Here is a 13,886-nt window from a genome sequence, read left to right as displayed (position 1 = left end):
TTGGGGTTGAATAACTTATGGAGAACGCTTGCAGTTCTGCCATTAATGTGCCTTGCGTACTGGTTTGGAGCTCGAAAAGTACGCCCTATGCTGATGGAAAGAAAGGGAAGTTAATTAGATGAAACATTATTTTATATTAATTGTTGCTTTACTCACAGGCTGTGGCGGCGGAGATGGTGGTGGCTCTACCACCTCAACTCCAGACTCAAATGTCACTCGTTACAGCAGTGATTATGCTGTATCTGATTTACAAGTGCTCTTCACACTATCAGCGGTAAGTTCGTCGGATGCTGAAGTTACTGCGTATGTGCAAGATACCTCGTTCAACTTCGTTGCCATTAATGGTAGCGACCAACTTGTTGCGGAAGTAGATAGTGTGAACTTAACTCTTGCAGAAACGTCTGTAGAAGATGGTGTTTACTACTATGGCTCGGATGTGTCAGCAAATGTATCCGAATATATAGTTAAGTTATTAAGAAATGGTGTTGTTCAAAGCTCATTAACGGTGAATGAGCTTCCATTACCTTTCACACTAACGACGAGTTTTGCAGGGGAAGTGATAGATGCCTCATGGGCGCCAGAAGCTGACCATACATACTCTTACGTTGTTGAAACGCTAACCTGTACAAATAGTGTTGAGACCAATATCAGAACTGTATCGCCAGATATAAACTCGGGTGAGCATCTACTCAATGCTGGTTCTTATAATAAGAGCCTGAGTGAGATATTCGGTCAGACTCGAGCTCAGCTAACTCAAGGTTTCGACACTTGTACCTTTGAGATGGATATTATTGCTACTAAAGACTCCATACCAACTCAATCCAATGGGCAAATAACTCTGGATGTTCAACAGAAAAGAACGGTAAGAGTAGATATATAAAACCCTCTCCACAATAGCTCAAGCATTGTAGCTAAATGCTTGAGCTATAATTTTAGTTGTAAAACTTATAGGTGAAATGAAGTTTCGTATCGAGCTATGGTTAGAACACCGTAAACGCAAAGATCTTTCTCTGGAGGTATTGCGGCGACAGACTCAAGTACAGAAAAATGAAATACACCTCTTTCACAAGCGTAAGAACACGACGATATTCTTGAAACAAGGGCATATAGTTGAAGTAAGCTAAAATACGCGTGTCATAAGTAAACACCAGAATACCTACCCATATAACTTGCCATACTACTCAAAGTTGTTGTTCAGAGACGTGTTATGACGCCCAGTTGCAGGACAAAAGGTAGATTGAGTCTGCGCGGTACGTCCGTATAGGTAACCTTACTCGTCAGCTACTGCGATGTTGGAAGTATTAGTCAGGTTCTTTTTGAGAAGCTATCAAACTTGTAATTGAAGAATTGAAGTGTTGGCTAATTGGGGAGGATGTCGCTAAGTAGATTAAAGCAAGGTGTTAAAGCCTTGCTTTTGCGTGTTTAGTCATCACTGAATTTAACATGTAGTGCGGTATTGGTTGAGTCAGAATACGAAAAGTAATGGCTGGAAGATTATTTAGACCATCAGCTCTAAATGATTTTTGTCCAATAACGAGCTAGCTCATGTGACTACCTGTGTGTGACTAGTTGCGATAATTAACTTACGATCAAACTTTATTGTCTGCCGACAAACCCGAACAAAACATCTTATATCTCTTACCCCAAGAGTAGTCATCCCCCTGCATTTTGATACAATGCTCCCGGGCGCTTAGACATAACCATGTCGAAGCGTTAGCCAAAACATGGATATGAAAAAGCCCCGAATGAACTATAAATTCAAACGAGGCCTCAATCATGTTTCGCAACTTGATAATAGCCTCTTACTTCATAGGAGGCAAGTTATGCCTAAAAAAACGGCTCTCGCAGCCTTAGTCGTGGTCTGCATCACGGCGGTCATTCTCACTGCACTTTATACCGGTTCGCTCTGCGATATCCGTTACAAAGATCAGCAAAATGACTTAAGCATCAAACTTGCCTACGAAGTAAGATAAGGTCAAAGGGCAAGAGCTTGCTCTTGTCCTTTCCTTTATCTCTTTGTGAACTTGGTTTCTAAGCGCCCCCTACTCTTGGTGGCTCCCGTAAAGGAAACACCACTATGATCCCCATCAGCTCTTAAAAACACCGACGAAACAAGTGAACACCTGTTTCACAACACTCAGTCCGGCCAATCGTCATAAAACCCGTCGCATTTTGTAAATGATATAGAGACAAAAAACCGTCTTGGGTAGGCGGGTCGGTCAACAAAACTATTATAAAGTTCGATGCCCATACTTGCGCACCGAGCTTTCATTGCAACTCTCTCTATACCCCAAGAGTAGCCATCCCCCTGCATTTTGATACAATGCTCCCGGGCGCTTAGACATAACCATGTCGAAGCGTTAGCCAAAACATGGATATGAAAAAGCCCCGAATGAACTATAAATTCAAACGAGGCCTTTACCATGTATAGCAACTTGATAATAGCCTCTTACTTCCTAGGAGGCAAGTTATGCCTAAAAAAACGCCTCTCGCAGCCTTAGTCGTGGTCTGTATCACGGCGGTCATTCTCACTGCGCTTTATAAAGGTTCGCTCTGCGATGTCCGATATAAAGACAAAGAGAATGACCTTAGCATCACACTTGCCTACGAAGTAAGATAAGGTCAAAGGGCAAGAGCTTGCTCTTGTCCTTTCCTTTATCTCTTTGTGAACTTGGTTTCTAAGCGCCCCTACTCTTGGTGGTTCCCGTAAAGGAAGCACCACAATGATGTCCATCAGCCCTTTAAGATCTCCCTCTAACGCTGCTCAATACTACTTAAACGAAGAAAACACCCAAGACCTACCGGACACCTCTCTCGAAAAAGACGCTAGCGACAACTATTACCTCAAGGAAAAACAGCAAGGTGAAAACACCTTTTGGCATGGAAAATTAGCACAAGAAGCAGGATTGCTTGGTAAACCTGTAGAACAAAAAACCTTAGAGACTATCCTCTCTGGCACACTCAATGATGAAACCATTAAGGGCAAGCGAGAAGACCATAAAAGTGGATTCGACCTCACTTTTTCTGCTCCTAAAAACGCCAGCATACTCGCATTGGTCGGTGGGGATTCACGTCTGATTGAAGCGCACAACAACGCGGTGAAATTTGCCCTATCAGAGTTAGAGAAGGACGTAGCTCAGGCCACGCACACTAACGAAACTGGCGAGCGCGAGTTTCACAATACTCAGTCCATGATTTTTGCGGTCGTTCGTCATAAAACCAGTCGCAACAACGATCCACAAGTTCACTCCCATGCCCTCGCTGCCAATATGACCCGAGATCAGGAAGGCAACTTACGTACACTCGCGTCTAACTTAAAACAGAAAGGCGGCGTCATCAATGGCAGTGGCGAGCGCATCTATAACTTTCAGAAGTATTACACTGCCCTTTACCAAAGCCAGTTTGCCAGAGAATCCGAAGAATTGGGTTTCCAAACAAAAGGACTCGGTAACGCTCAATTTGATATCGATGGCGTCCCGGAGTCATTACATAAAGCGTTCTCAACACGCAAACAGCAAATTGACCAACAGGTAATGGAGTTTGGCCATGATACCCAAGCAAGTAGAGACACCGCAGCCCTTGATACCCGACAGAGAAAAACTTACCACAGCGATGCGACCTTAAACCACAAATGGCAACAAACCGTAAAAGGTGAAGGTTTTGACCCTGCCCTTTTGGTCAAACAAAGCCAAGCAATGCCTCAAAAAGGCGGCCATGCCATGCAGCAAGCCCATGAAGCGTTTTCACATGCAATGACGCACTTGGGGCAGTACTCAACCTCATTGAGCCTTGAGAAAGTGATTGAGGTCGCGGCCTCTGACTTTACTAAAGGAACACAGCAAGCCAATGCGATTGATTTAAAGAAAGTCGCCGACGAGTGGATAAAAAACGGCCAGCTTGTACCACTGGCTGAGAAAGGACACTACACCTCCCAAACGATGCTGAAAAACGAAAAAGCACTCATGGACATCACTAAGGGACGGACTCATAACATGCGCACTAATATCGATGAACCGACCCTAAACCGTCTCAATATTACCCAAGATAATCGCCAAAAAGTGGCCGACATTTATGGCTCAACCAAACAGTTTCACGTGGTCAACGTATTTGGTTCTTCCGAGCAAATCGCGCAAAACCTACTTAATGCAGGCAACCACAGTGGTAAGCGAGTACAGCTTGTCTCTCAAAACACCCAACACCACCGCCATAATCAACAAAACATCCCCCGAGAAAGCCACACCTTTGCCACTTGGGTTAAGCATTTATTTCAAGACGATCAGCGTCATACCTTACAAGGTCTACTTGATTCTAAGCACCCGCTGACCAATAAGGACATCATTTTAGTCGATAACGCAAACAAAATGAGTGCGAATGAACTGCTCTCACTCAGTGAAAAAGCCGGTAACAGCAACAGTAAAGTTATCTTACTTAACCGTGTCTCAAACCGCCAAGGCATGAAAGCGCACAGCGCTATCGACCTTTACAGTAAAGGAAATGTCACGACGCACACCTGGGTCAACAGCAAACAAGCGGATAGTGTCGTGCGACTGCATAATCGAGAGGATCACAACATCGCTCTCACTTACGCCGACTTGCCCGACAAAACCAATGCTCAAGTATTGGCAACCTCTGGAGTTGAACAACGGCGATTAACCAATGAGATACGCGCCGCTTTGAAGAACGATGGTCAACTCTCACGTACCAGTGTCACTGTCTTCACCCAGCAACTGCATTACCTTTCAAAGCCACAACAACAATTAGCAAAGCATTACCAATCCGGTATGACCCTCAGACAATGGGATAAGGGAAAACCTCACGACTTCGTGATCGCCAGTGTCGATAAAGCCTCTAACACCCTAGAGGTTTTGAGCAAAACGGACGGTAAAGCGAGCACTTTTGACCCTTCATCTAAAGCGTTTCAATCTATGAACATGCAATTGTACAAACCAGACGCCCTTGAGATCTCACAAGGTGAACGTATTCTGGCCACAAATAAGCACTTTCCTTCTCAGCTCGAAGCTGGACACCGTTACCTTGTCACGTCCTTCACTAAAAACTCATTAACGTTAACCAATCAACAAGGACAATCAAGTACGCTCCCTCTAGATAAATTGAAAGACGCGCCACTCACGTATGACTATGCTCACTCAGCTAATCACTTTGAGCCCAGAGAACATACCTTACTGTCGGGAAAAGCCTTTACGCTCTCAAAAGAGTTGCTTAATGACCTAACAGAAAACAGCCGTCGTTTAGATATCTTCACCGATCATCCAGAAAAAGCGCAGCAAGCGTTGGAGAAAGGCGAAATGAGGCCATCATCTATCGAGCGAGTTCTACATACTCAGAACATCAATGACCGCTATCTATCTGACGCAACGCAGCCAACCCTCAGACACGACATTGAACACGCTATCGGTGCTCTCGCGAAAGAGCAACAAGCGCTCGCGTCAGAGAAAGCGGTGAATTTCGCCCTAAACCACCTGTCAGAAAAAGAGGCCGGATTTACTCAAAAAGAGCTCGTGATTGAGGCGGTACGTTATGCCTTTGAGGAAACCAATAGTCCGATCACCAAAGCGCACATTGAAGCCGAGTTGGCGAAACGCAGTGACGCCCTTTCAGCCGAATACAGTGACGGTACACGTTGGACGACAGAGGCAGCAATCGAAACCGAGAAGCATATCCTCGGGAACATCGAGAAAGGAAAAGGACAGCATAAGCCGTTCAGCACCTCTAAACAGGTTCATCAGTACCTTGAAAACCACCCTCGCCTCACTCATGGCCAAGGTAATGCCATTCATTTGATTTCAACGACACCCGATAGTTTTGTCGGTATTCAAGGTTTAGCCGGTACGGGTAAGTCCACGATGCTCGAAACCAACATCGAACTCATCGAGCACGTCGCCCAAGCGGGGAAAAACCAACCTGATCGAATTATTGGTCTTGCCCCCACTCACTCAGCTGTCGGGGAATTGGAAAGTAAAGGTGTCAAAGCGCAAACGCTGGAGAGCTTACTCACCGATATTCGCCAGGGCCGAACCTCACCAGAAGACTATAAAAACACCTTATTCTTTCTGGATGAAAGTTCGATGGTCAGCAACAAGCAAGCGAAGGAGCTCACTGACTTGGTACTACAAAGCCAATCTAAAGCGGTGTTATTAGGTGATAAAGAGCAATTGCTATCTCTTAATGCGGGTAAGCCGTTCGAGCTGGCCATGACAAAAGGCATCATCGATACCGCGCAGATCATCGACTCAGAGCAAATGACCGACATCATTCGTCAGCGCAACAAAGCGACGTTAGGTGCAGTGCATAACATTCTCGATAAACAACCTGACAGTGCGCTCGACAAACTCAGTCAACAAGGCGCTGATAGACAAGGGAAAACGCAACATGTGATTTCAACACTTACCGATAACCCTCAAGACCCTCGAAAAGCGCAGCAAATCGCGACTGAGAAGCTTCCTTATGAAGTTGCACAAGATTACCTATCACGTACTCTAGAAACACGCGAAAATACGCTTATAATCGCTTACACGAACAATGAGCGAGATGCCATCACTGAACACATTCGCCACGGTTTAATAAAAAAGAACGAGTTAGGCAAAGAAAATGTCATTGTGCCAAGACTTCGTTCTATCGGCGCCAGTGGCGAAGAGCTCAAAACCATGATGCCGTACCAAAAAGGGCTTGTACTCAGTACCAAGCCAGGGCAATACGGAACCATCGCCAAAGTCGATTCTGAACATGGTGTGGTTATGGTAAAGAGCCACGAGACAGGACAAGAAAGCGCGTTTTTACCAAGGCATCGCGATCATAAGTTTACTGCCCTGTTTTCGGCCTCGCATAAACCGCTATCGACAGGCGATAAGATCATCACCCGCTTTACAGATAAAAGTCGCGGCATTAAGGCCAACGTCGTACACCACATTGTTCAAGCTGACAATAACGCCGTGATTGCCCAATCCAAAAATGGACAATCACTCACGATCGATCCCGAGAAACTTAAGGATGGCCATTGGGATTACGCCTATACCCGAACCGCAGATATGGCGCAAGGTGCCACGTACCAAAACGTTATTACCTCTATCAAAGGGAAAGGTGCTCTGACTAACCTAAGACGTGCTTACATCGATTTAACAAGGGCGAGTGAACACGTCAGACTCTACACCGATAACCCGAAACAGATGATGAAGAGCTGGTTATCCAAAGAGGTCAACAAAGCCAGTGCGATTGAAACCGTTAAGCAAATAGCCCCTCAATCGACCACGTATTTTAATGACAACGCCCTCCCTCATGAAGACGTTCGTTATCAAAACAAGAGTGGTGATTTTGATTACAACAAATTCAGAGAACACATTAACTCTGAGTTGCCAAAATACACAGAAAGCCTAACCACTCACCTATTAGGCGCACCTAACAAATCGAAATCTGATCGAGACTATTTAACGTTTGGTACGGGTAAGTCTGCCATTAAAGTCAGTTTAACGGGGGACTATCGCGGTTATTTCAAAGATTACACAACAGGAGAAAAAGGCTCGCTGATTAATCTAATGATGAGTCATAAAGACCTCAGCTATAAAGAGGCGATGAACGAGGCTCATAACCTATTAAATAATCCTGAACACTATCAAGTTGCGATTAACAAGGATCACGAAAAGCTTATGAATACGACACCAAAACATGTTGCTCAATTTGAACAGCGAGCGAAAGATTATTTACAAGAGAGCCAAGAGCTGAAGGGAACATTAGCCGAACAATACCTCAATAAGCTAGGCATTAAAGAAGCAGAGAACGACAACGTTCGTTTCCATCCCGCGGTTTACTCGTCAGAAGATCAAGCGTTTCACCCAGCTATGATCGCAAACATTCATAACCAGAAAGGAGAAACACGAGCGATTGAAATTACCTATCTTGATCATGATGCCAATAAAGATATTGATATGGACGTTAACCCAAGGGTATTAGGGACTAAATCGAAGCAAATGACCGTCTTTAATCAAGGACGGGATTTAAACACCACTATTATCAGTACAGGAATTGAGCAATCATTCATTATTAACGAACATACCCAAGGCCAATATGACATCATCAATGTTAATCAAAAAAATGATATACAGAACATATCCCCTGATGAGGTAAGACAAAATGTCATTATTGTATTGACGAACCAAAACTTAGAAATCAATTCAAATAACATGGAAAAGATCATTAAAAAGTTCTCCTCCCCTAACATTCACTTTGTTACAGAAGAAGATATGATCAAGCAAATAACAGATTGCGCGCAGTTATTTGAAGGGAAGGAAAAGGACGCTAACATTGATATAAGCAACCATGAGGAGTTACCGATAAAATCGGATAATCATCATAAAGAAATTATTTCTTCTAGTCACAAAGATCAAGAAAGTAAAGAACTAGAGCACTTTGACCATAAAGAGCATTCTCCACAGAGAGAACTTGACTTGAATAAAGAACCTAACATTAATAAAGGTTGGGATTTAGACCGAGAGTTAGAGCGATAAAAAAGGGTAGCCATTGGCTACCCTTTTTTTTTGCCTTCAAGATACTCATCGACTTTATTATTAACATCCGCGGTCACTGCATTACGCATTTCATTTGCTTCAGGCTTATTCCGATAAAACGCTTCACCATCGAAACCTTGCGTATAATCCAAATTTACTGTGCCTTGCATCTGCCTAATACGACGATACGTTTCTTCCAGTAACTCTCTATTCGAAGGACGATCATCATCGCTATCATTCAACTTGATCCGCAAAGCAAAGCTCAAAAGATCGCGCACCGCTTCCGCATCGCTAAGCTTTTCTCTTTGCTGGTAGGTATCAAAATCGGTCTCCAATTTTCCCTTAATGGAGGCTTGTAACACTCGACTTCTCGCCATGATCCACTCCCTTTGCCTGTTAGAAATAGATAATATATTACAATAACTTTCAAATAACATCTTAATACACAAAGGATCAGAATTATCCTTCAAGCCTTGGTAGATAAGGGTTAAATACACATTAAATACAATAGTAATGATTTTGTATTTAATTGGCCGATAGCCCTTACCAGTAAAGGGCTAAATAACAATGCAATACAGCTACATTATTTTCAATTAACATTCATTCCAAATTTTAGTGAAGAATTTGAAAATTTTTTCACCATTCCAGATTAAGTACTGGAGCGTACTATCTCATTGTTTTTTAAGTCTTTATCTTTTCCACAGACAACCATTCGGATTGAAAATCAATCCGCCGTGGGGTGTGGTCCTTAATCGAAGACCCTACGACGCTAACAATGATCGTCCATTGGCTCACAATTCTGTGCGGGGAATTTTCATCCAGAGCGAAGCAGAAGCCGAACGGTGGCGATTGAAACGGGATGAACAGGCAACGTGTGCCAGGACTGGAAAGGCGATCAGGAAGAAGCCATTTGCACCACCTTGGTGCAAATGCTTTTATTTAAAGTCTGGGGAGAAATAAAACCGTAGTCACGCTTCGGTCTCTCTCAGTAATGACCCAAATGCGCTCACCACATAATGAGTATTCAGATAACCTATTCGAGTGGCTTCATCATTCGTGATTTTATCCTCAACACAGATATTACCCCAGTCCCCACTTTTATGACGGACAAGTGCAATACCTAAGCTTCCCTCAGAGCTAATATTATTTTCAATTATATCAGCAACCCCTAGCGTCATTACTGCTTTACCAAGTTCGAACGGTATAGCCGTACAAACATACGCTGTTGCTTTGACATCTTCATTATTTACTGTAATATTTAAGGCGTTCATTTAATGAAACTCCAATGTTGTTAATTTGAACATGCCTTGATATTTGTGGCTGCAAATATCAAGGCGCTTTTTGGACTAATCAATGTTTTCTGTTTTTCTGATGTGGCTAAATACCTGATAAATATCGTCGTATGAATAGCCATACTCTTCGAGTTTCTCTACACAGTCACAAATATCATTGGTGTAGAAACATTCGTGGTTGAATAGCTCACGGCGAATAATCGCTTCTTTACCATTTTCGGCAATATCTTGCTTAATGCCCTCCTTTTGAATTTCATCTAAACGAACCACTAAACTTTTAGCGTTGCTTTTAGGTACAATCATTCCCATCCCAAGCGAGACATATTCAACGCCTTTTTTCTTGGCCTTGTCGAACTGCTGATTAGAAAAAGCGAAAAATGCGCCGAGTTCGTCAAATAAATCTGTTTGCGCTTGTTGGGTGTAATCTGATAAATATTTCATCGCTTAGACCTCATATTAAAATTAATGGTGGTATCTATAAGAGTTGCAGAAAGTGCCTTTGCAATTTCGTTACACTCTTTTTTTATCGCCTTTATCACAGAGACGGAGAACTGCGAAGGTAGAAAACTCTTAACGTGTTTTTCATTACCGTTAGACTCAATGGCCATCAATTGAAATCCAACTTTCCACTGCTCACGAGGTGTCTCCCATGAGCCAAAATGTTCAACACGTAGCTCCACCTTGACGATCTCTGACGGGTCATAGCCGATTAAGCACAGGACAAGAGATATCATTTTTTGGTGAGCTTTCGTGCTCCAACGGCGAGACGTTGGTCGCTGAATTCAATTTAGAGAGAGTTGGGGTTGAATGTTGTTGTGCCATAAGGGGTTTCCTTCTGTTTGAGTATCACTTTTATGGAGCCGCTTGGCTGTCCTATTCCTCAAACACGGTTCCGCTTTGCAAGGGCGCGAAGCGTTCATTTTACCCTTGCAAAGAGGGTTCTGGGTGAAGATAGTCAACAGCCTGCGAGCACCATCAAATGATGCGAGTCGAAAGGAAAACCGGCACATAAGACATCAAGCCCTTACTCGAACTTAATGGAAGTCAGTGAAAGGCTCTTACGAGAGGAGGCACGACGAACGGCAACGAGGAAGCATGACGAGGCGGTAGGCAGCTACGCAGTAGCGTAGGCGTTCAGGATTGCAGCGATATCCTTTTAGATAGGGACTGTAGAGCGACACGACTAGGGACGGCACTTGTGACGTTTCGGGGCGATGACGGTCTTAGTCCATAGATGAAAGATACAAGCGTAAAGCCCTGCCCGAAGGGTAACACCCGATAAAAACTCTCTTTAAACGGTTACTTTGACTCAAAACCATGATGAGAACGATTGAAAAACAAACTAATGACCTTATATAAACTCAGGAAATAACTATTTTTACTGAGATCAGATGTCAGACACTAAAGACTTACACTATTACCGAACCTTTCACGCACTTATTCTAAATGCCCTACTCCACCTGCTCTTGACGGTATCGATGAGCCCTCGCTTTGTACCAGTATCTAAACGTAATGACATACTCGCTAAATATTTAAAGCCGAAACTGAAAGACAAAGCTTTTTCGTGCCTTAAAAAAGACCTTCGCTTGATGCTCAATATTGCGAAATCAAAACAAGGCAATCTGGAAAAAAGACTGTACGAGCTCAATGGGCTTTCAAAAAGCCATAAGCCAACTGACTTAAGTAAACTGATTGAATTGCTTGTCTACCTGAACGACGAAGTGGGTATCGACTCTAAGGTGTACGAAGAAGGACAAGAGACCTTACCTGATGTTCTCTACATGCTGGAATCGCACATAGACCATTGTTTTGATGAACAAGAGATGCAGATAGCGCCAGTCTCGATGCTCATCCACTCTCCAACCCCTCAAGAGCTCATCAAGACGATCAATGAATTCAACAAGCTAACGTGTGAGCTGAAAGAGTGGGATAAAGAAACCAATCATGTTCATTTGCTGCTTCATCCATTAGGTGTGAAACGAAATGCAGCCTGATCATCGTGTTCAGGCATGTAAACGGCCGAAGCCGTTTACATCCATCCTCGCTCAGCAAATGACACGATCTCTTCGTGAGAGATAACGAAGTGGTCTAGGACTCAAACATCGACAAGTGCTAATGCATCGATAAGACGGCGAGTGATACTACGGTCACTCTGGCTAGGTTCAGCGACACCAGAGGGATGATTGTGGTAAAGGATAACCGCAGCTGCGTTATGCGACAGAGCTTCCTTTACGACTTCCCGCGGGTAGACACTCGCGGCATTGATGGTGCCTGTGAACATTTCTTCAGTGGTACGAACTCGATGTTGGTTATCTAGGAAGATGACACCAAACACTTCGTGTTCTTTCGCTGCTAGGGAAGTTTGGCAGTAAGCTTTGATGCAGTCATAACGATGTCCTTTTTGTCTATGTCGCTTTCGTCTGACTGTCCGGCCTACTGACACGGTTCTGGTTATCAAGGGCGCGTAGCGGCTTCGCCCTCCCTTGCAAAGCAGGTTCTGTGAGTAGACGGTTCAAAGGAAGATACGAAGAACGAAAGGACAAAAAAGGCGGCCTCTGACGGCCACCCTTACGACAATTCACATTATTCAGGCGATAACGCCCTCCCCATCAGTCGGGGATCATCTCAAGCTTATCCAAATCGACGTTCCTAACCGTCATAAACAGCCAGGCATACCAACGCTCATAAAACGGCCCGGGAAGGGGTGTTTCCGTCATATAAGACATAGAGACACGATCATAGTCAGTACTGGTAAAACTCTGGCCTAGCCACAACGGAGCTCGACGAGGTGCATCTTTTTCGCTCCAAAGCCTCGCAACATAAATAACGTCTTCATTGTGATTTAACACTAATTGAAAACTTACCACTTCACCCTGAAAATAGACGCCCATGGCTTTATATTGGCTATCTGGAGCATAGTCATAGTACGCCTTCCCACCTTGGTTCAAATCATGGCCAAATAACCCTGATAACCTCCAAAACGACAAGGTAAGAAGGAGTAGCACAATAACACCGAACGAAATGCATAAACATTTAAAGATCAATTCTAATAATTTCATCAACGTCCACCGTTATAATGTCAGAGAACAGCAGTAAGTCACCGCCTTTACCACAAGCTTCTCGGAACTCTCTAAATTCCTGATTCCCAAATGCTTCCACAACACCCAAGTCAGGGTTCCAAGCAGGCAGTCGCCACTTCCACTCCAGTTTATTAAATACACCTCCCATGATAGTAATAGCCATCCCTTCATGATCCCAGTGACCTAAGTATTGGACACCGATAAATTCAAACGTATCACGCATATAAATGGCAATTTCAGTCACTCGTAAGTAACACTGTCCACCCTCTTCGTAACGATAAGCTTTTTGAACGGCTGCGTATAAGGCAAAGTTACCCAATGAGCCATACAAATCATCCACTGCCCCTAGCTCATATCCGACTTTGGAATACTGAAACTGCCAGTTAGCATGAAGCTCTGTTATCTCTAGCGCACTATTATCGATAATGGGGTTCGCTAACTCATATTCTGCTGCTTTCGCAAGGCGTCGAATCTCTTTCTGAGCATTCTCTGACCACAGCACCTCACCAGATAACAAGACTTCTTTCGCCTTTTGAACCCGCTCAAACGATTCTAACCACGACCAACTAAACATAGTGGTATCCGTATGACTGGCTAAATAAAGCCTACGACCTTCCTTTTCATCTTTGGTCATGGCACGACCAGACAATGAAAACCATTTTCTCATCACTTCCGCAGACTTTGGCCAACAAAGTTTATGCTCCATTACATCGGGAATATCGATAACCGAAAAAGGACGCTCTTTCATCGAGGACTGAGCCTTATCGAACGCTTCATCATTGGCTTTTATGTTTTCTAACCTCTGAGCTTCAAGGCGTTCTTTTACGGACTTGATTGACGACTCGGGAGAGTCATTTTTCACGCTGATTACCCTAGAGTTTAAAGATAAGTACTTTAAATTGGGCTTTGCTGATTCTAATGTGGCTTTGCGCTTAAGACCGAATGATCTGGCATAAGCGTCAAATGCTTTCTTATCCATATGTAACCTCACGCAT

Annotated in this window: 10 protein-coding genes and 1 pseudogene; 5 read left to right on the top strand and 6 right to left on the bottom strand. The window is 43.7% G+C overall.

Annotated features, from left to right (window positions below; all coding sequences use genetic code 11):
* Positions 1–118 precede the first annotated feature (118 nt).
* From AAFX28_RS23775 to traI, 4 genes are all read left to right on the top strand, one after another.
* Positions 119–880 carry a hypothetical protein gene (locus AAFX28_RS23775; protein ID WP_408691028.1) on the top strand — a complete coding sequence of 254 codons (762 nt, stop codon included), beginning with the start codon at positions 119–121 and terminating at the stop codon, positions 878–880.
* Positions 881–1,823: 943 nt separating this feature from the next.
* Positions 1,824–1,973, top strand: a complete 150-nt coding sequence (locus AAFX28_RS23770) for a Hok/Gef family protein (protein WP_118894345.1) — start codon at positions 1,824–1,826, stop codon at positions 1,971–1,973.
* A gap of 497 nt (positions 1,974–2,470) precedes the next feature.
* Positions 2,471–2,620, top strand: coding sequence for a Hok/Gef family protein (locus AAFX28_RS23765; RefSeq protein ID WP_408691027.1), 150 nt, complete (start codon positions 2,471–2,473; stop codon positions 2,618–2,620).
* Between the two features lie 103 nt (positions 2,621–2,723).
* Positions 2,724–8,519, top strand: a complete 5,796-nt coding sequence (gene traI, locus AAFX28_RS23760; RefSeq protein WP_408691026.1) for a conjugative transfer relaxase/helicase TraI — start codon at positions 2,724–2,726, stop codon at positions 8,517–8,519.
* A gap of 17 nt (positions 8,520–8,536) precedes the next feature.
* On the opposite strand, the gene AAFX28_RS23755 is transcribed toward traI, so the two are convergent.
* The 3 genes from AAFX28_RS23755 to AAFX28_RS23745 all read right to left on the bottom strand — a co-directional run bounded on the left by AAFX28_RS23755 (position 8,537) and on the right by AAFX28_RS23745 (position 10,252).
* Positions 8,537–8,896 (bottom strand): hypothetical protein, encoded by a 360-nt coding sequence (locus tag AAFX28_RS23755; protein ID WP_053441953.1) that lies wholly within the window; start codon positions 8,894–8,896, stop codon positions 8,537–8,539.
* A 591-nt stretch (positions 8,897–9,487) separates the two neighbouring features.
* Positions 9,488–9,790 carry a type I restriction endonuclease subunit M gene (locus tag AAFX28_RS23750; RefSeq protein WP_408691025.1) on the bottom strand — a complete coding sequence of 101 codons (303 nt, stop codon included), beginning with the start codon at positions 9,788–9,790 and terminating at the stop codon, positions 9,488–9,490.
* Between the two features lie 75 nt (positions 9,791–9,865).
* Positions 9,866–10,252, bottom strand: coding sequence for a hypothetical protein (locus AAFX28_RS23745; RefSeq protein ID WP_408691024.1), 387 nt, complete (start codon positions 10,250–10,252; stop codon positions 9,866–9,868).
* A 950-nt stretch (positions 10,253–11,202) separates the two neighbouring features.
* Here AAFX28_RS23745 and AAFX28_RS23740 point away from each other — a divergent pair.
* Positions 11,203–11,805 (top strand): DUF2913 family protein, encoded by a 603-nt coding sequence (locus AAFX28_RS23740; protein ID WP_408691023.1) that lies wholly within the window; start codon positions 11,203–11,205, stop codon positions 11,803–11,805.
* A 35-nt stretch (positions 11,806–11,840) separates the two neighbouring features.
* Here the strand turns inward: AAFX28_RS23740 and radC are convergent.
* The 3 genes and pseudogenes from radC to AAFX28_RS23725 all read right to left on the bottom strand — a co-directional run bounded on the left by radC (position 11,841) and on the right by AAFX28_RS23725 (position 13,870).
* A pseudogene (gene radC / locus AAFX28_RS23735) lies at positions 11,841–12,305 on the bottom strand (DNA repair protein RadC).
* Positions 12,306–12,420: 115 nt separating this feature from the next.
* On the bottom strand, positions 12,421–12,870 hold the full coding sequence (locus AAFX28_RS23730) for a hypothetical protein (RefSeq protein WP_408691022.1): 450 nt from the start codon (positions 12,868–12,870) through the stop codon (positions 12,421–12,423).
* A complete protein-coding gene (locus tag AAFX28_RS23725) occupies positions 12,845–13,870 on the bottom strand; it encodes a DUF6402 family protein (protein WP_408691021.1) in 1,026 nt (341 codons plus the stop codon). The genes AAFX28_RS23730 and AAFX28_RS23725 overlap by 26 nt, the downstream gene beginning before the upstream one ends.
* Between the last annotated feature and the right edge of the window lie 16 nt (positions 13,871–13,886).

The sequence above is a fragment of the Vibrio sp. TBV020 genome (assembly GCF_046056895.1).
Taxonomy (GTDB): Bacteria; Pseudomonadota; Gammaproteobacteria; order Enterobacterales; family Vibrionaceae; genus Vibrio.
The sequence above is the reverse complement of the archived record's forward strand: the minus strand, read 5'-3'. Positions and strand labels throughout refer to the sequence as shown.